This window comes from Massilia sp. X63, assembly GCF_041023745.1.
In the GTDB taxonomy this organism is placed as follows: Bacteria; Pseudomonadota; Gammaproteobacteria; order Burkholderiales; family Burkholderiaceae_D; genus Telluria.
Genome location: NZ_JBFTEF010000003.1, coordinates 414,227 through 431,570, shown reverse-complemented (window position 1 = coordinate 431,570; position 17,344 = coordinate 414,227). Strand labels below are relative to the sequence as shown.

Sequence of the window (17,344 nt, the reverse complement as noted above, 5' to 3'; positions counted from 1 at the left end):
CCACCCTACAACTGCGTCACGACGGCCACATCCACCAGTTTTATTTCTTCGCCGGCGCCTTGATCTCCGCCGGCTTCTGCTCCGCCCCCGGCAAGGCCTTCGGCGCCGCCGGTTTCAGGGCTTCCGGTTCCGACCTGGCCAGTTGCACGGGCTGCCCCTTGAAGTGATTGATCGCCTGCGCCAGCTGGAAGTCGTCCTTGCTGCCGTAGTCGAGCGGCTTGCGGTCTTTCAGCTGGGCCAGCGCGCGCTGCTGGGCTTCGAGCACTTCTTTCTGGTCCTTGGCCGCGGGCGGCTTTTCGTTCTCGCCGGCCAGGTGGCGCTGCAGGTCGGCCTCGCGCACGCGCAGCACGGCCAGGGCGTCGCCGTCGGCGGTTTCGTCCACCCGCATGTCGGGCGCGATGCCGGTGGCCTGGATCGGGCGGCCCTTCGGGGTGTAGTAGCGCGCCGTGGTCAGCTTGACCGCGGTGTCGGCCGACAGCTGGCGCAGGGTCTGCACCGAGCCCTTGCCGAAGGTCTGGCTGCCCATGATGATGGCGCGCTTGTAGTCCTGCAGGGCGCCCGCCACGATCTCGGAGGCCGAGGCAGAGCCGCCGTTGACCAGCACCACCATCGGCACGGTCTTCAGGCCGGCCGGCAGGCCGGCCAGCGGGTCGGCGCCGCGCTGGGAATAGAACTCGCGGCGGCCGTAGAACTGGTGGTTCGAATCGGGCAGCTGGCCCTTGGTCGAGACGATCAGCTGCTCCGGCTGCGGCAGGAAGGCGGCCGACACGCCGACCGCGCTCGGCAGCAGTCCGCCCGGGTCGTTGCGCAGGTCGAGCACCAGGCCCTTGATGTCCGGGTTCTCGGCATACAGGGCCTTGGCCTTCTTGGCCAGTTCTTCGACGGTGTTTTCCTGGAACTGGCTGACGCGCAGCCAGGCATAGCCCGGCTCGACCATCTTGCCCTTGACGCTGGCGACCGTGATTTCCTGGCGCAGCACCGGCACCACCCAGGGGCGGTCCTCGCCGCGGCGCGCGATGGTGAGCGTGACCTTGGTGCCGGCCTTGCCGCGCATGCGCTTGATCGCTTCGTCGATCGACATGTTGCGCACCGGGACGTTGTCGATGCGGGTGATCAGGTCGCCGGACTTGATGCCGGCCTTGTGCGCCGGGCTGTCTTCGATCGGGGCGACGATCTTGACGTAGCCGTCTTCGCTGGCCACCTCGATGCCGACGCCGACGAACTTGCCCTGCACCGCCTCTTTCATCTCCTTGAAGGCCTTCTGGTCCAGGTAGACGGAGTGCGGGTCGAGCGAGGCGACCATGCCGCCGATCGCTTCGGACAGCAGCTTCTTGTCCTCGACCGGTTCGACGTAGTCGGTCTTGATCAGGCCATACACGTCGGCCAGCTGGCGCAGCTCGTCGAGCGGCAGCGGCGAGCCGACTTCTTTCTGCGCGTGGGCCGAAAACTGGAAGGAAGCGGCCACGCCGGCCACCATGCCCAGTCCGATCAGCCCGATGTTCTTTGCCTTACCCATAGTCGCCTTTAGAATTTGATCCAGCCTGCCGGATCCAGGGGCTGGCCGCGATACCTGAGCTCAAAGTATAGCCCCGATTCCTCGTTACCGCCGGTATTGCCCGCGCTCGCAATCACTTCCCCGGCCTTGACCATGTCGCCCGCGCGCTTGAGCAGGGCCGAATTGTTTCCGTAGGTCGTCAGGTACTCGCCGCCGTGGTCGATGATGATCACGTTGCCCCAGCCGCGCAGCCAGTCGGCGTGCACCACCCGTCCTGGGCCGGCGGCGCGCACCTCGGCCCCTTCGGCGGCCTTGATGAACATGCCTTTCCAGGTGGGGCCCTCGCCGCGGCGGCTGCCGAAGCGGGCGGCCACGCTGCCATTGACCGGCACGCTCAGGCGGCCCTTCATGCTGGCAAACGCCCCGGGCGGAGCCGGCGGGGCCAGCGCGACTTCCTGCGGCGGCGGCGCGCTCGGCTTCGTTTCGACCGGCTTCGGCTGCTCGGCCAGCTTCGGCGGCGGCGCTTCCGGCTCCGGCTTGACCGGCTTGCCGCTCTGGCGCGCGATGCGCTCGCGTTCGGCCTTCTCGGCGGCGGCCTTGGCGCGGGCCAGGGCGCGCGCCTTTTCTTCGGCCTCGGCCTTGGCCTTGGCGGCGGCCAGTGCGGCCTGGCGGCGGCGCTCGGCCTCGGCCTGCTCGCGGATCAGGCGCGACAGGCGGTCGACCAGGCCCGACATGCGCTGTTCGTCGCGCTGCAGGCGATCGGCCTGCTTGCGCTGGTCGGCCAGGCGGGTCGACAGGTTCTGCAACAGGGCGCTGCGCTTGGCTTTTTCCTTTTCCAGCGTGGCTTTCTGCTCGCGCTGCTCGTCCGCGATTTCCTGCAACTCCAGCTGGGCGTTCTCGACCTTGTCGCGGTTGGCCTCGACCTCGGCCAGGTTGGTGCGCAGCGCGGCCAGCAGCTTGGCCTGCGCCTGCGACACGTAAGCCATCATCTGCAGGTCGCGGTTGATGCGATTCGGGTTGTCGCCGGACAGCAGGAGCTTCATGCGGTTTTCGTTGCCGGCCACGTAGTGCTCGCGCAGCAGCTGCGACAATTGTTTCTTTTGATTAACAATTGTCTGCTGCAATCGCTCGCCCTGGGTCGACAGCTCGTGCAGGCGCGTGCTGGTGACGTCCTGCTCCTCGGCCAGGTCGCGCAGCGCGCGGTTGGCGTCGGAAATGGCGGCCTCGGATTCCGCCAGCTCGTCGGCGGCGTCGTCGCGAGCATCCTCGGTACGGGCGATGTCGCGCTTGATCGCCTCCAGCTTCTGCTGGATGCCGGCGCGCTGCTTCTCCGCGGTCGCCTTCTGGCGGCTGCGGTCGGTCTGGCGCTGGGCAAAGGCGGGTTCGAGCAGTGCGAGGGCCAGCAGCGCGCCCAGGAGCGCGCTGCCGGCGAACTTCGTGAATGGCAAACGCAAGACCTTACTTCGCCTTCCCTTGGTTGGCCACGGCCGCCATGGCGGCGGCGATCGCTTCCTGGTCGCCCAGGTAGTAGTGGCGGATCGGCTTCAGGCTCTCATCCAGCTCATACACCAGCGGCTGGCCGTTCGGAATGTTCAGGCCGACGATGTCGGTGTCGCTGATGTTGTCCAGCATCTTGATGATGGCGCGCAGGCTGTTGCCGTGGGCCGAGATCAGGATCTTCTTGCCGGCGCGGATGGCCGGGGCGATTTCCTCGTCCCAGGCCGGCATCACGCGGGCCACGGTGTCCTTCAGGCATTCGGTCAAGGGGATCTGCGCTTTCGACAGGCCGGCGTAGCGCGGGTCGTTGAACGAGGTGCGTGGGTCGTTCTCTTCCAGGGCCGGCGGCGGGGTGTCGTAGCTGCGGCGCCAGACCAGCACCTGCTCGTCGCCGAACTTGGCGGCGGTTTCGCCCTTGTCCAGGCCCTGCAGGGCGCCGTAGTGGCGCTCGTTCAGGCGCCAGTCGTTCTTGACCGGCAGGTACATCATGTCCATTTCGTCCATCGCCAGCCACAGGGTGCGGATCGCACGCTTGAGCACCGAGGTGTAAGCCACATCGAAGGTGAAGCCGGCTTCCTTGAGCACGCGGCCGGCGCTCCTGGCTTCGTTGATGCCTTTCTCGGTCAGGTCGACGTCGGTCCAGCCGGTGAAGCGGTTTTCCAGGTTCCAGGTGGATTCGCCGTGGCGCATGAATACGATTTTGTACATAGGTCTTCTTCGCTTAAAGGTGCAATTAAAATCCGGTCCAGCATCTATTTTATAATGCTCCGATTCAGTACAACCAACGGAACCCTTGTGAATTTCATTCTCGATAATATCTTCGTTGTAGCGATCGCCGTCATTTCCGGCGGCGCCCTGCTCTGGCCGGCCCTGGCCCCGCGCGGCAAGCGCGTCACCCCGCTGCAGGCCACGCAGATGATCAACCGCGGCAAGAGCCTCGTGCTGGACGTCAGGACTGCCGAGGAATTTGCCGCAAATCACCTGCGCGACGCCAAAAACATCCCGCTGGCAGACTTGGGCAACCGGATCGGCGAGCTGGAGAAGTCGAAGAACCGCACGGTGATCGTCGTCTGCCAGAACGGCGCCCGCGCCGACAAGGCGGCGCGCCAGCTCCAGGCGGCCGGCTTCGAGGACGCCCACGCGCTCGAAGGCGGCCAGGCAGCCTGGATCGCAGCCGGCCTGCCGGTGACCAAGTAAATAATCAGGAGGAAGTACTCATGACCGCACACGTCGTTCTTTACCACACCGCCAGCTGCCCCTATTGCGTCCGCGCCGAGCGCCTGCTCGAAGCCAAGGGCGTGACCGAGATCGAACGCATCCGCATCGACCTCGATCCGGAGCAGCGCCAGATCATGATGCAGCGCACCGGGCGCCGCACCGTGCCGCAGATCTACGTCGGCGAGACCCACGTCGGCGGCTTCGACGACCTGTACGCGCTCGACCAGGCCGGCCGCCTGGATCCGCTGCTGAAGGGCGCCTGAGCGTCCTGATCGGCCTGATTTGACGGGCTTTGGGGTCCGCGGCCGCGGGGGTATTGCATCCAAATTGATTTTGATACAATTGCCCTCGCGTTTGACCAAAGTACCGGGACGGCGCGTCCGTCCACCATCATTTAAAACGAAAGCGTTCCATGTCCGACGAAAACCTGCAACCAGTATTCCAAATCCAACGCGTCTACCTGAAAGACATGTCGCTGGAACAACCGAATTCCCCGGCCATCTTCCTCGAGCAGGAAGCACCGACCATCGAAGTGTCGCTGGACGTCGGCGCCGAGTCGATCGCCGAAGGCATCTACGAGTCGACCGTGACCATCACCGTCACCGCCAAGCTGAAGGACAAGGTCGCTTTCCTGGTCGAAGGCAAGCAGGCTGGCATCTTCGAAGCCCGCAACATCCCGGCCGAGCAGATGGATCCGCTGCTGGGCATCGGCTGCCCGAACATCGTTTACCCGTACCTGCGCGCCAACATCGCTGACGTGATCAGCCGTGCAGGCTTCCCGCCGGTGCACCTGGCCGAGATCAACTTCGAAGCCTTCTACCAGCAGCGCCAGCAGGCAATGGCCCAGGCTGCCGCCGCTCCGGCACAGTAAGCTGTACCCTTCACGGGTACTGCCAGCGCAGTGCCCGTGTCTCCGGCGCCCGCTCACCCGCGGTGGTCAACCCGTCTTCGGCCCGCCATGATCCTATCCCGTCTCCTTGCAAGCGTGCTCCTCCTGGCAGCACCGGCTGCGTTCGCCTTCGATTTCAAGAGCGTCGGCGCGGCCCGCGTGATCCTGTACGACACGCCGTCGCTCAAGGGCACCCGGATGTACGTCGCCCCGCAGGGCATGCCCCTGGAGGTGGTGTCCAGCTACGGCGACTGGGTCAAGGTACGCGACGCCAACGGCGACCTGGCCTGGACCGAGGCCAAGGGCCTGAGCGCACGCCGCAACCTGGTGGTGCGCACGCCCGGCGCCAAGGTCTTCGCCGCGCCCGACGAGGGTTCGCAGGTCCTGATGACGGCCGACCGGGGCGTCGTGCTGGAACTGGTCGACCCGACCGCGATCGCCTGGATCCGGGTGCGCCACCGCGACGGCATCGCCGGCTATGTCCGGCCGAACGACGTCTGGGGCCTCTGATGCCGGGCCCGCTCGAATAGTGAACAAGCGCATGCAAGAAAACAAGACACCATCCAAGATCACCGTACTGGGCGCCGGCGCCTGGGGCACGGCCGTGGCCATCGCCCTGGCCGCCCGCCACGACGTCCTGCTGTGGGGCCGCAATCCCGGGCAGATCGCCGAGATGCAGGGCGCACGCGAGAACCTGCACTACCTGCCCGGCTACCCGCTGCCCGAAGCGCTGCGCGTGAGCGCCGACTTCGAGGCCGCGCTGGCGCATGTCGTCGGCGCCGGCGAAAACGAGGCGCCGCTGCTGATCCTGGCCTGCCCGGTGGCTGGCCTGCGGCCGCTGCTCGGGCAACTGAAAGGCCGCGCAATTCCGAACGTGGTCTGGCTGTGCAAGGGTTTCGAGGCCGGCACCGGCCTGCTGCCGCACCAGGTCAAGACCGAGGTGCTGGGCGACGAGGTGCCCGGCGCGGCCCTGTCCGGCCCCTCGTTCGCCCAGGAAGTGGCGCGCGGCCTGCCCTGCGCCCTGACCGTGGCCTCGGCCTCGGAAAGCCTGCGCGAGCGCGTGGTGGCGGCGGCGCACGCCGACAACATGCGCGTCTACTCCTGCGACGACCTGATCGGCGTGGAAGTGGGCGGCGCGGTCAAGAACGTGATGGCGATCGCCACCGGCGCCGCCGACGGCCTGGGACTGGGCCTGAATGCGCGCGCCGCCCTGATCACCCGCGGCCTGGCCGAGATCACCCGCCTGGGCGTGCACCTGGGCGCGCAGCCCGGCACCTTCATGGGCCTGGCCGGCATGGGCGACCTGATCCTCACCTGCACCGGCGACCTGTCGCGCAACCGCCGCGTGGGCCTCGCGCTGGCGCAGGGCAAGCAGCTGGACACCATCGTGGCCGAACTGGGCCACGTGGCCGAAGGCGTGCCCTGCGCGAAATCGGTGCGCGCGCTGGCGCACCGGCTGGGCGTGGACATGCCGATCACCGAGGCGGTGGCGGCAGTGCTGTTCGATGGGGTGGCGGCGACCGAGATGGCGCAGCAGTTGCTGGCGCGCGATCCGCGCGATGAGGTGGCTTGATGCGTCGAGCTAGCGCTTGCCTCGGCAAACCGCCAGCTCATTCACGCAGTGTTAATTCCCCGAGCCGCGCGGATCACGCGTCGGCCCGCCGGTCCGTACCGGCCCCAGCAAAATGGTGAGCAAGGCCACCGCATCCTTGTTGGCGCGCACCGCATGCGGCTCCCCTCCCGCCAGGTAGACCATCTCGTTGGGCCGCAGGATCGTGGTGCGCCCGTGCGCGTCGAAGGCGATTTCTCCTTCCAGGCAAACCAGGGTCATCTCGCCCTCGACCCGATGCTCGGGCATGGGTTTTTCCTTCGGCACCACCAGCCGGATCAGTTCCATGTGCTCGGTCTTGATCAGCGCAACCGAGGTGAAATGGGCGATGTCGTCGTCGCCGCGCTGTAGTTCGATGCGCTCGCCCGAAACTGCGTGTTGCAAGGCCATGTCGCCCTCCTTTGACGGTTAATCCTGTTGTTCGCGTTCCGGCAGCTGCGGCAGCTCCGGCACGGTGCGCAGCCAGCTGACCAGCGCAAACGCATCCTTCATGCCGCTCGCCAGTTGCGGCACCAGCAGTTCCGGTGCATTCAGCAGCAGCGGCACCTCGACCCACACGAAATAGCTTTTCAGCTTCAGGTAATCCACCAGCGGGTGGTTCGGGTCGACGCCCTTCGGAGGACGCTGCAGGGTGTCTTCGAACTGCAGGTCGCCGTAGGTCGCGCGGAGATGCTTATTCTTCAACATTTTACTGAAGCCTGTCGCATCGTTGACCACGTGTGCGCGGATCGCCTTGAGCCGGTGCGCCGGCGGCAGGTACTCGCCCGCGCCGAACAGCAGCTTGCCGTCGGCCTCGATATGAAAGTAATAGGTCGGCCCGCCGGCCGCGCTCGGACGGCGCTTGTCGAGCGGGGCGATGCCGGCCGAGAAATGGGTCTTGTAGGGCCGCTTGTCCTTGGCGAAGCGCACGTCGCGGTGGATGCGGAACAGGGCCTTCCTGGGATCGCAGCCGGCCACTTGTTTATCGAAGGTGCCCAGCTCCGCGATCAGTTCGGTGACGACTTGCAGGAATTCCGCGCGCAGGATGTCGTAGCGTGGTTTGTTCCAGAGGAACCAGGGGCGGTTGTTGTTCTCGCTGAGTTCGCTTAAAAATTGTGTCAGGTCACGCAGGTGCATGCAGGGGTCCGGATAAGGGCTTACTGAATCTGGCGCGGGCGCTTGCCGACGGTGACGTCGAGCGTGGACTCGCGGTTCTTGCGCAGGATGCGCAGCGGCGCCTTCTCGCCCGGCTCGAGCTGGGCGATCAGGTTGAGCATCTCGCTGGTATTGGCCACCGTCTTGCCGCCGACCGCCACCAGGATGTCGCCCGGGCGCATGCCGGCGCGGTCGGCCGGGCCGCCGCGCACCACGCCGGCGATGATCGCGCCGCTGGAGCGGCCCAGGCCGAAGCTTTCGGCCAGTTCGGGCGTGATGTCCTGCGATTCGATGCCGATCCAGCCGCGCACTACTTGCCCGTGCTTGACGATCGAATCGAGCACCGTCTTGGCGGTGCTGACCGGAATGGCGAAGCCGATGCCCACCGAGCCGCCGGTCTGCGAATAAATGGCCGAGTTGATGCCGAGCAGGTGGCCGTTGGTGTCGACCAGGGCCCCGCCCGAGTTGCCGAAGTTGATCGCGGCGTCGGTCTGGATGAAGTTCTCGAAGTGGTTGATGTGCAGGTTGTTGCGCCCCAGCGCCGAGATGATGCCGAGGGTGACGGTCTGGCCCACGCCGAAGGGGTTGCCGATGGCCAGCACCACGTCGCCCACGCGCGCGTGCTCCGGGTCGCCCAGCACCATCACCGGCAGGTTGCGCGCCGAGATGCGGATCACGGCCAGGTCGGTTTCCGGATCGGTACCGACGATGCGCGCCGCCGTCTTGCGCCCGTCCGCCAGGCCGACCTCGATGATGTCGGCGCCTTCGACCACGTGGTTGTTGGTCAGGATGTAGCCGTCGCCGCTGACGATCACGCCCGAGCCGAGGCTGGCCATCTGCTGGTCGGGCGGCATGCGGTCGCCGAAGAAGCGGCGGAAGAACGGATCCTTGAGCAGCGGATTGGTCTCGCGCGAGGCCTTGCTGGTGAGGATGTTGACGACGGCCGGCATGGCGCGTCCGGCCGCTTCGCGGTAACTGCCGCTGGGCGGCGTGCCGGGCGCCTGCAGCAGCGGCACCTTCGATCCCGCAGGGCCGAGCGCGACCCGGGTGGGCGCGCGCTCCAGCCATTCGGGCCGCATGGTGGAGATCACGAAATACAGCGCCAGCGCGACCGTGACGGCCTGCGCGAACAGCAGCCAGAAACGCCGCAGGGCGCCAGGCGGGCGCCGCGGGCGCGTGGGCTGCGGCTTGAGTTCATGGACGCTGTCGTTCATGGTTTATTTTTTCAGAGGGTCGGCTTTCAAGGCGTCGCGGATGTCGCGCAGCAGCAGGATCTCTTCCTTCTCGGCCGGGGTCGCCACTTCAACCGGGCCGCGCAGGCGGTTCACCATGCGCACCATCAGGAAGATGATGAAGGCCAGCAGGATGAAATTGATCAGGATGGTCAAGAAATTACCGTAGGCGAGCACGGCGCCGGCTTTTTGCGCCTCGGCCAGCGGCAGCGCCGTGCCCTGGCCGTTCAGCGGCAGGTAGTAATTGGCGAAATCGAGGCCGCCAAACAACATACTGATCGGCGGCATGATCACGTCCTTGACCAGCGAATCGACGATGCGGCCGAACGCAGCGCCGATGATGACGCCGACCGCAAGATCGACGACGTTGCCGCGCATTGCGAAGGTTTTGAACTCTCCCAGCATGGACATGGACTCCCCTTTCATGGTTTTGGTTGTAATTGAATCAAGCGATTTCATGATACCGCAAGCTGGATTGTTGCGGATGTACAGGCCTGAATATGGTCTAACAAGGGACGGCTATTTCGCTCGAACGTATCCGCCTGATAATTTTTTTCCAATCAGTATTGCCGTTCACATATAATTTTGTGTTGCTGAAAGCTCTTTATTGATTCTTGAGATTCGTATTTTCACGGAGTGGGGTTGGTATGAGTAATGAAAAGCAGGTCGATTCAGGCCGACGCGGACTGCTCGTCGCGACATGCGCAGCAGGTGGCGTTGTCGGGGTATCCACGGCGGGAGTTCTCGTCAGCACCTTCCAGCCGTCGGAGCGAGCGAAAGCCGCCGGCGCCCCGGTCGAGGTCGACATCTCCGACGTCAAGCCAGGCGAGATGAAGGTGGTCGAATGGCGCGGCAAGCCGGTCTGGATCCTGCGCCGCACGCCCGAGATGCTGGCCACCCTCGAGAAGGACACCGCCGAACTGGCCGATCCGAACTCCGAGAAAGAGTACCAGTTGCCGGTGCCGGAATACGCCAAGAACCCGTGGCGTGCGCGCGAAGACCACAAGGAAGTGCTGGTCACGGTCGGCATCTGTTCGCACCTGGGCTGCTCGCCGTCCTCGCGCTTCGCGTCCGGACCGCAGCCGAACCTGCCGGACAACTGGCCGGGCGGCTTCCTGTGCCCTTGCCATGGGTCGACCTTCGACCTGTCGGCGCGCGTGTTCAAGAACAAGCCGGCGCCGACCAACATGGATATTCCCCCTTACATGTACCTGTCCGACAACAAGCTGGTGATCGGCAAAGACGAGAAAGGCGAGGCATAACATGGGCGGTCCATTCAAAGAGACGCAGGTTCCCGCGAACGCACCGGCCGGCGCCAAGGCCCTGGCCTGGGTCGACGACCGCTTCCCGCTGTCGAAGCTGTGGAACGACCAGTGGGGCAAGTACTACGCCCCGAAGAACTTCAACGTCTGGTACCTGTTCGGTTCGCTGGCCATGCTGGTGCTGGTGCTGCAGATCGTCACCGGCATCTTCCTGACCATGCACTACAAGCCGGACGCCAGCCTGGCCTTCGGCTCGGTCGAATACATCATGCGCGAAGTGCCCTGGGGCTGGCTGGTGCGCTACATGCACTCGACCGGCGCCTCGATGTTCTTCATCGTGGTCTACCTGCACATGGCGCGCGGCCTGATGTACGGTTCCTACCGCAAGCCACGCGAACTCATCTGGCTGTTCGGCTTCGCGATCTTCCTGTGCCTGATGGCCGAAGCCTTCTTCGGCTACCTGCTGCCATGGGGCCAGATGTCGTACTGGGGCGCCCAGGTGATCGTCAACCTGTTCGGCGCGATCCCCGTGATCGGCCCGGACCTGTCGCTGTGGATCCGCGGCGACTACGTGGTCTCCGACGCCACCCTGAACCGCTTCTTCGCCTTCCACGTCATCGCCCTGCCGCTGGTGATCCTGGGCCTGGTCGCCGCCCACCTGATCGCGCTGCACGAAGTCGGCTCGAACAACCCGGACGGCATCGAAATCAAGGATAACCTGGACGCGGACGGCCACCCGGTGGACGGCATCATGTCGCACCCGTACTACTCGACCAAGGACTTCTTCGGCGTGTCGGTGTTCCTGCTGATCTTCTCGGCGATCGTGTTCTTCGCGCCTGAGATGGGCGGCTACTTCCTGGAATACAACAACTTCCTGCCGGCCGACTCGATGAAGACCCCGCCGCACATCGCGCCGACCTGGTACTTCACCCCGTTCTACTCGGTGCTGCGCGCCACCACGGCCGACTTCATGTACGTGCTGATGGCCGCGATTGCCGCCTACGTCGTGTTCATCTGGCTCAAGTCGCGCCTGGCCTACAAGACCAAGGTCGCGGTGGCGGTGATCGGCCTGGTGCTGATCATCGGCATGCTGCCGCAGGTGCTGGATGCGAAGTTCTGGGGCGTGGTGCTGTTCGGTTCTTCAGTGGTGATCATCGCCCTGCTGCCGTGGCTCGACCACTCGCCGGCGCGCTCGATCCGCTACCGTCCGGACTGGCACAAATACGTGTACATCGTGTTCGCGCTGTGCTTCGTGGCCCTGGGCTACCTGGGCACCCAGCTGCCGACCCCGGCCTACACGATCATCTCGCAAGTGGCGACCCTGCTGTACTTCGCGTTCTTCCTCCTGATGCCGTGGTGGAGCACCGCGGGCCGGTTCAAGCCGGTCCCGACGCGCCTGACCTTCACGCCCCACTAATCGCGGACCAGAGCACAAGGACAAGAACATGAAATTTGCGAAGAAACTGATCGCGGTCCTGGCACTGGTGCCGGGACTGGCATTCGCCGCCGAGGGCGGCTTCCCGCTCGAACGGGCGCCGGACCGTCACGACCTGTCGTCGCTGCAGAACGGCGCCAAGCTGTTCATCAACCATTGCCTGAACTGCCACTCGGCGTCCAGCATGCGCTACAACCGCCTGCGCGACCTCGGCCTGACCGAAGAGCAGATCAAGAACAATCTGTTGTTTTCTCAAGACAAGGTTGGCGGCATGATGACGACCGCCCTGCGCCCGGACGACGCCAAGGCCTGGTTCGGCGCGGTGCCGCCGGATCTGTCGGTGATCGCGCGTGCGAAATCCTCACCTGCGGGCAGCGGTGCGGACTACCTGTACACTTACCTGCGTACCTTCTACAAGGACGACGCCCGTCCGACCGGCTGGAACAACATGGTGCTGCCGAACGTGGCCATGCCGCACGTGATGTGGCAGCAGCAGGGCGTGCGCCAGGCGAAGTTCCAGGATGTACCGGACCCGCACGAGCATGGCAAGACGATCCACAAGTTCGTCGGCTTCGAACAAATCCAGCCGGGCACGATGAGCCCGCAGGAGTTCGACACCGCGACCGCCGACCTGGTTGCCTACTTGAGCTGGATGGCTGAGCCAGCGCAAGGCACCCGCAAGAAGTTGGGCGTTATTGTGTTGATCTTCCTGTCGATTTTCGCCTTCCTGGCATGGCGCCTGAACGAATCGTACTGGAAAGAAGTGAAGTAAATTCGCTTTCATTGCCCGGTTGGCTATAATACGGGCAATCATTTTTCGGGGTGAATCGCACAGCGCTTCACCCCATTGTTTCTTAAGGAACTATAAACCATGATGGTTCTCTACTCCGGCACCACGTGCCCGTTCTCCCAACGCTGCCGCCTGGTCCTGTTCGAAAAGGGCATGGACTTCGAGGTGCGCGACGTCGACCTGTTCAACAAGCCGGAAGACATCTCGACCATGAACCCCTACGGCCAGGTGCCGATCCTGGTCGAGCGCGAACTGATCCTGTATGAGTCGAACATCATCAACGAATACATCGACGAGCGCTTCCCCCACCCGCAGCTGATGCCGGCCGACCCGCTGATGCGCGCCCGCGCCCGCCTGATGCTGTTCAACTTCGAGAAGGAACTGTTCGTCCACGTGCACGTGCTGGAAAGCGAGCGCAACAAGGCGAACGACAAGAGCCACGACAAGGCCCGTGCCGAAATCCGCGACCGCCTGACCACGCTGGCGCCGCTGTTCCTGAAGAACAAGTACATGCTGGGCGACGAGTTCTCGATGCTCGACGTCGCGATCGCTCCGCTGCTCTGGCGCCTCGACCACTACGGCATCGAGCTGTCGAAGACCGCCGCCCCGCTGATGAAGTACGCCGAGCGCATCTTCTCGCGTCCGGCCTACATCGAAGCGCTGACCCCGTCCGAGAAGGTGATGCGCCGCTGATGCCCGCTGCGGGCGTGCTGGCGCGCCCGCATGCAGCATCGTTTGATTCAGTACGCGCCGGTTTTTCGGACGCCATCCCGGCGAATCCGCTACACTAGCGCGCACAGGTTTGCTTCTTTTACCACGTCCAATGTCCGAGATCTCCACCAAGCCCTACCTCCTGCGCGCCATCTACGAGTGGTGCACGGATAGCGGCTACACGCCCTACCTCGCGGTCAGAGTCGACTCCGCCACCACGGTGCCGATGGAATACGTCCGCAAAGGCGAGATCATCCTGAACATCAGCTACGGCGCCACCTCGGGCCTGAAGATGGACAACGACGCGATCCACTTCCGCGCGCGCTTCAACGGCGTGTCGCGCGAGCTGTACATTCCGGTGCAGAACGTGTTGGCGATCTATGCCAACGAGAACGGCCAGGGCATGGCCTTCGAAGTGAACGCGACGGCGGCGGAGATGGCGCCGCCATCCTCGACCGACGAAGCGGCAGCGCCGGCCCTGTCGGCGGTGCCTGGCAAGCAGGCCGAGACGTCCGTCGAGAGCGCGACTGCTTCGGATGGTGATGACGAGCCGCCGAAGAAGGGCGGACGTCCGACCTTGACCCGCATCAAATAGCGTATAATCGTTGTTTTAAGATTAAGCCGACTTAGCTCATCAGGTAGAGCAGTTGATTTGTAATCATCAGGTGGCGGGTTCGAGTCCTGCAGTCGGCACCAAAATTTAGCTTTGAAAACAATGCCTTAGGTTTAGTCGACCTAAGGCATTTGTCTTTGTTGGACGTGAAAAGTACACTTTCAGTACACTCAGCAGTCACAAAGGCTCATGGCAACCATCGTTCTTACCCCTTCTGGCACCTACAAAGCACTCGTCCGTATGCGAGGCTGGCCGACAACTTCCAAGACTTTCCGACTCAAACGCGACGCCGTCGATTGGGCGCGCAGAACCGAAGATGAGATGGTTCGTGGCGTCTATATCTCGCGGACCGGTTCCGAACGCATGACGTTGCAGGAAGCGCTGCAAAGATACTTGGCCGAAGTAACGCCAACCAAGAAGCCGACCACCCAGCGTAGCGAATCAATCACCGCCCAGCACCTGATCGGGTTCTTGGGCGAATATTCGATGGCGGCCTTGAGTAGCGAGCTGGTCGCATCCTATCGAGATCACCGACTGGCTGCCGGCAAAGCGAACAACACTGTTCGCATCGAACTGGCGATGCTGAGCAACCTGTTCACGGTAGCCATGCAGGAATGGGGACTCGGCCTTACTCACAATCCCGTCGCTACTATCCGCAAGCCGAGTCCAGGCAAGAGCCGAGATCGCAGGCTGACCGGTGACGAGGAACAGCGCCTACTGGAAGCGGTAGAAGCCCATAGCAATCCGATGCTGGCGTGGGTCGTGACCCTGGCCATCGAAACTGGCATGAGGCAGTCCGAGATCGTGAATCTGCGGTTGCAGCATGTCGATCTGCAAAGCCGGGTCGTTAGGCTGTCCGACACGAAAAACAACTCCGCACGTACCGTTCCTTTGACTGCTGCTGCGACCGCCGCCTTGAAAACCGCAATCAACAACCCGCTCCGTCCAAAGGAAACCGACCTGGTGTTCTTTGGAGAGCCGGGACGGGATGGAATCCGCCGGCCGTATCAGTTCGCCAAAATTTGGGGCGGCATCAAGGAGGCCATCGGGGCCAACGACTTGCACTTCCACGATCTACGTCATGAGGCCGTAAGCCGGCTGGTTGAGGGCGGTCTAAGCGATCAAGAGGTCGCCGCCATCAGCGGCCACAAGTCGATGCAAATGCTACGCAGGTACACGCACTTACGCGCAGAGGATCTAGTTACGAAACTGGACGGATTGGCGAAAGTCCGCGCCGTGGTCTTTGACGTGTATGGCACCATCGCCGCAATTAACGATAGACGCAGTCCCTTCGCTCGGTTGCTGCAGATAGGTGCGTTACGAGGTCGCGCGAGGACGAAAGAAGATTCCAGGACACTTATGACTAACCTGTGGGGTCTACACGAGGCAGCGCAGTTCCTCGGCGTCGAATTGACAGCTACAGAGTTTGACGAGCTGGAGCAGGATCTAGAGGCAGAACTGGATTCAATCACGTTGTACGCCGACGTGGTCCCCACTATTCGGGCATTACAACGCCGAGGCATCAAAGTCGCTCTCTGTTCAAACTTAGCCAAGCCATACGCAGCGCCAATTACTCGCCTTCTACCGATGCCATTGGAGGTATATGCCTGGAGCTTCGAACATCAAGCAATCAAGCCAGATCGCAGCTTCTACAAACAGGTGTGTGAAGAGCTGATGTGCTCTCCCAACCAAGTCCTGATGATCGGCGATACCCCCAGCGCAGACGTAAGCGGCCCACGCGAAGTTGGGATGCAGTCGTTACTACTCGACAGGAAAGCGACTACTAACTCAAAGGATAAAGTCTATACGCTCACCGGCCTATTAGATTTGCTCTGAAAAAACAACCACGATTATGCGTCCAAACTGCATCCCTTCGGCATTTTTGCGACAAATTAAAATATTTTTCCACCACTCGATATCATCAATTTTCGCTAATTAACAATAATTAGCGCTATAATTGAAAAATAATTATAATTTAATGTAATTTATTGATTTTAATGGATTCTTGTTTCCCAAGAATGCATTTTCGGGGCATCAAAACCATCACTTCGAACAATGACTATCTTTCGTAATTGTTGATAGTTACGCTTAAATTGTAAAATTTCGCTTCGTTGACGGATAGCTTCTGTAACTTTATCTTAGCTCCATTGATAACTGGAGCTAAATATGACTACTGAAGAAACTCTAATTCAACGATACGGCGTATTACTTTCTCTTCAAGATTGCGCAGATCTTTTTTGCCGTAGTGCAGAAGGGCTGCGTGTCACTCTCGCAGGCAACAACGAGTTTGCAAACCGTCTTCGTCCCGCAAAGGTCAAGATCGGACGCCGCGTCCTCTTTAAAGCAAGCGTTATTGGTCAAATTCTGGATGAAGCATCCCCAAAATGAGCTTCCAGATCGGAAAACAGAGCGAGCAAACGATGTATTCGCTCGATTTCCGTTTTTGGCTGATCGGATAACGACGGCTAAATCACGCATTGAATTACGTAGCGAAACGGCGAAGCAGCAGTTATTGCTTCCAGGCTTACAAAACTTCATGCGAGCGATGCCAAACCATATCGCACGCTCCAGCCTTTTCGCCCCAGTTGCACGTGGCCGTAAGCGGATTCATAAGGACACGGTACTCGTCAGCCGAGCAGATGCTGTTATCAAATTTTGGGGCGAGCAGTTGGATGAGTCTCAAGCTGACGTCTGGATGCAAGCGATGCACGAGGCGAGTCGCCAGCCTTTAGGCGAAGCTGTAGTAATTAAACGAGCAGCGTTCTTAAAGTCTATAGGTCGGCAAACTGGAAACTACGAATACAAATGGTTGAATCGAACAATGCAAGCGCTATCTTTCGCAATGCTGGTAATTGAGGTCACTAAGGATGGCGAGCCTAAATTGGCTGTAGGTCGAACCCGAGCCTTACACATGATCGATGGCTTCGACTTCGATGACGAAGAAGAAGTCTACACTTTACGCATTGACCCACGCTGGCACGCGATGTTTGCAAATCGCGAGTTCGCGTTGATTGACTGGAAAAAACGCCTACGGTTTGGAATTCGTCAAGATATGGCAAAAGCCTTACAACGTTTAGTCGCTACGTCGAACGAGCAGATTCAACGCTATGCCATTGACTGGCTCAAGGACAAACTGGAATACACCGGTCGCATGCGTGACTTTTTAGATGCCGTCGAGCGTGCAATGCGTGAGTTAGAGAGGCTGGAAATTATCGCAGGCAGCCGCGTTGAGCTCAGTACGAAAGGGAAAATGCAAGCCGTGTGGACAAAGTTATGAACACATCGGGGTTACGTCGCGGGTACATCGGGGCTACGTCGCGACTTGTCGGGGTTACGCCGCTAAACCATCGGGGCTACGTCGCAACCCATGCTCCTAAGACTTTGAGCCGATTGAGTTTTTAGCCATGTTCTTGCCCTCTACCTTTCTTCTACCTTTTTTCTACAGGATAAGGATGTGGA

The 17,344-nt window shown here is 62.0% G+C and carries 20 protein-coding genes, 1 tRNA gene and 1 pseudogene; 15 read left to right on the top strand and 7 right to left on the bottom strand.

The window, feature by feature from the left end:
* Window positions 1-40 precede the first annotated feature (40 nt).
* The 3 genes from AB3347_RS09010 to gpmA are packed head-to-tail and all read right to left on the bottom strand — an operon-like array spanning window position 41 to window position 3,700.
* Complete coding sequence (locus tag AB3347_RS09010) at window positions 41-1,516, bottom strand: S41 family peptidase (RefSeq protein ID WP_369091443.1); 1,476 nt, start codon at window positions 1,514-1,516, stop codon at window positions 41-43.
* Between the two features lie 8 nt (window positions 1,517-1,524).
* Window positions 1,525-2,943 carry a murein hydrolase activator EnvC gene (locus AB3347_RS09005; protein WP_369091513.1) on the bottom strand — a complete coding sequence of 473 codons (1,419 nt, stop codon included), beginning with the start codon at window positions 2,941-2,943 and terminating at the stop codon, window positions 1,525-1,527.
* Window positions 2,944-2,953: 10 nt separating this feature from the next.
* Complete coding sequence (gene gpmA / locus AB3347_RS09000) at window positions 2,954-3,700, bottom strand: 2,3-diphosphoglycerate-dependent phosphoglycerate mutase (protein WP_369091442.1); 747 nt, start codon at window positions 3,698-3,700, stop codon at window positions 2,954-2,956.
* 87 nt (window positions 3,701-3,787) lie between these two features.
* Between gpmA and AB3347_RS08995 the strand changes: the two genes are divergently transcribed.
* From AB3347_RS08995 to AB3347_RS08975, 5 genes are all read left to right on the top strand, one after another.
* A complete protein-coding gene (locus tag AB3347_RS08995) occupies window positions 3,788-4,189 on the top strand; it encodes a rhodanese-like domain-containing protein (protein WP_369091441.1) in 402 nt (133 codons plus the stop codon).
* A 20-nt stretch (window positions 4,190-4,209) separates the two neighbouring features.
* A complete protein-coding gene (gene grxC, locus AB3347_RS08990) occupies window positions 4,210-4,473 on the top strand; it encodes a glutaredoxin 3 (RefSeq protein ID WP_369091440.1) in 264 nt (87 codons plus the stop codon).
* Window positions 4,474-4,622: 149 nt separating this feature from the next.
* A complete protein-coding gene (gene secB / locus AB3347_RS08985) occupies window positions 4,623-5,081 on the top strand; it encodes a protein-export chaperone SecB (RefSeq protein WP_369091439.1) in 459 nt (152 codons plus the stop codon).
* Between the two features lie 87 nt (window positions 5,082-5,168).
* On the top strand, window positions 5,169-5,609 hold the full coding sequence (locus AB3347_RS08980; RefSeq protein ID WP_369091438.1) for an SH3 domain-containing protein: 441 nt from the start codon (window positions 5,169-5,171) through the stop codon (window positions 5,607-5,609).
* Between the two features lie 31 nt (window positions 5,610-5,640).
* A complete protein-coding gene (locus AB3347_RS08975) occupies window positions 5,641-6,672 on the top strand; it encodes an NAD(P)H-dependent glycerol-3-phosphate dehydrogenase (protein WP_369091437.1) in 1,032 nt (343 codons plus the stop codon).
* A 51-nt stretch (window positions 6,673-6,723) separates the two neighbouring features.
* Here the strand turns inward: AB3347_RS08975 and AB3347_RS08970 are convergent, their stop codons facing one another.
* The 4 genes from AB3347_RS08970 to mscL form a co-directional block, all read right to left on the bottom strand.
* The gene (locus AB3347_RS08970; protein WP_369091436.1) at window positions 6,724-7,098 is read right to left on the bottom strand and encodes a cupin domain-containing protein; all 375 of its coding nucleotides are present in this window, start codon (window positions 7,096-7,098) and stop codon (window positions 6,724-6,726) included.
* A gap of 18 nt (window positions 7,099-7,116) precedes the next feature.
* On the bottom strand, window positions 7,117-7,824 hold the full coding sequence (locus AB3347_RS08965) for a DUF2461 domain-containing protein (RefSeq protein ID WP_369091435.1): 708 nt from the start codon (window positions 7,822-7,824) through the stop codon (window positions 7,117-7,119).
* A 20-nt stretch (window positions 7,825-7,844) separates the two neighbouring features.
* Window positions 7,845-8,993, bottom strand: coding sequence for a Do family serine endopeptidase (locus tag AB3347_RS08960; RefSeq protein ID WP_369091512.1), 1,149 nt, complete (start codon window positions 8,991-8,993; stop codon window positions 7,845-7,847).
* A gap of 66 nt (window positions 8,994-9,059) precedes the next feature.
* Window positions 9,060-9,485 (bottom strand): large conductance mechanosensitive channel protein MscL, encoded by a 426-nt coding sequence (gene mscL / locus AB3347_RS08955; protein WP_369091511.1) that lies wholly within the window; start codon window positions 9,483-9,485, stop codon window positions 9,060-9,062.
* A gap of 236 nt (window positions 9,486-9,721) precedes the next feature.
* Between mscL and petA the strand changes: the two genes are divergently transcribed.
* The 10 genes and pseudogenes from petA to AB3347_RS08905 all read left to right on the top strand — a co-directional run bounded on the left by petA (window position 9,722) and on the right by AB3347_RS08905 (window position 17,162).
* Complete coding sequence (gene petA, locus AB3347_RS08950) at window positions 9,722-10,336, top strand: ubiquinol-cytochrome c reductase iron-sulfur subunit (RefSeq protein ID WP_369091434.1); 615 nt, start codon at window positions 9,722-9,724, stop codon at window positions 10,334-10,336.
* A gap of 1 nt (window position 10,337) precedes the next feature.
* Complete coding sequence (locus AB3347_RS08945; RefSeq protein ID WP_369091433.1) at window positions 10,338-11,753, top strand: cytochrome bc complex cytochrome b subunit; 1,416 nt, start codon at window positions 10,338-10,340, stop codon at window positions 11,751-11,753.
* Between the two features lie 28 nt (window positions 11,754-11,781).
* Window positions 11,782-12,543: a cytochrome c1 gene (locus tag AB3347_RS08940; RefSeq protein ID WP_369091432.1), complete on the top strand. Its 762-nt coding sequence runs from the start codon at window positions 11,782-11,784 to the stop codon at window positions 12,541-12,543.
* A gap of 99 nt (window positions 12,544-12,642) precedes the next feature.
* Window positions 12,643-13,254, top strand: coding sequence for a glutathione S-transferase N-terminal domain-containing protein (locus AB3347_RS08935; protein WP_369091431.1), 612 nt, complete (start codon window positions 12,643-12,645; stop codon window positions 13,252-13,254).
* Window positions 13,255-13,384: 130 nt separating this feature from the next.
* A complete protein-coding gene (locus AB3347_RS08930) occupies window positions 13,385-13,867 on the top strand; it encodes a ClpXP protease specificity-enhancing factor (protein WP_369091430.1) in 483 nt (160 codons plus the stop codon).
* Between the two features lie 25 nt (window positions 13,868-13,892).
* Window positions 13,893-13,968, top strand: a tRNA-Thr gene (locus tag AB3347_RS08925).
* Between the two features lie 106 nt (window positions 13,969-14,074).
* Window positions 14,075-15,100, top strand: a pseudogene (locus tag AB3347_RS08920) (tyrosine-type recombinase/integrase); the annotation flags it as partial.
* A gap of 21 nt (window positions 15,101-15,121) precedes the next feature.
* Window positions 15,122-15,721 (top strand): HAD family hydrolase, encoded by a 600-nt coding sequence (locus tag AB3347_RS08915; RefSeq protein WP_369091510.1) that lies wholly within the window; start codon window positions 15,122-15,124, stop codon window positions 15,719-15,721.
* Between the two features lie 330 nt (window positions 15,722-16,051).
* Window positions 16,052-16,273 (top strand): DNA-binding protein, encoded by a 222-nt coding sequence (locus AB3347_RS08910; RefSeq protein WP_369091429.1) that lies wholly within the window; start codon window positions 16,052-16,054, stop codon window positions 16,271-16,273.
* Window positions 16,254-17,162, top strand: a complete 909-nt coding sequence (locus tag AB3347_RS08905; protein WP_369091428.1) for a plasmid-related transcriptional repressor protein — start codon at window positions 16,254-16,256, stop codon at window positions 17,160-17,162. The genes AB3347_RS08910 and AB3347_RS08905 overlap by 20 nt, the downstream gene beginning before the upstream one ends.
* The last annotated feature ends 182 nt before the right edge of the window (window positions 17,163-17,344 follow it).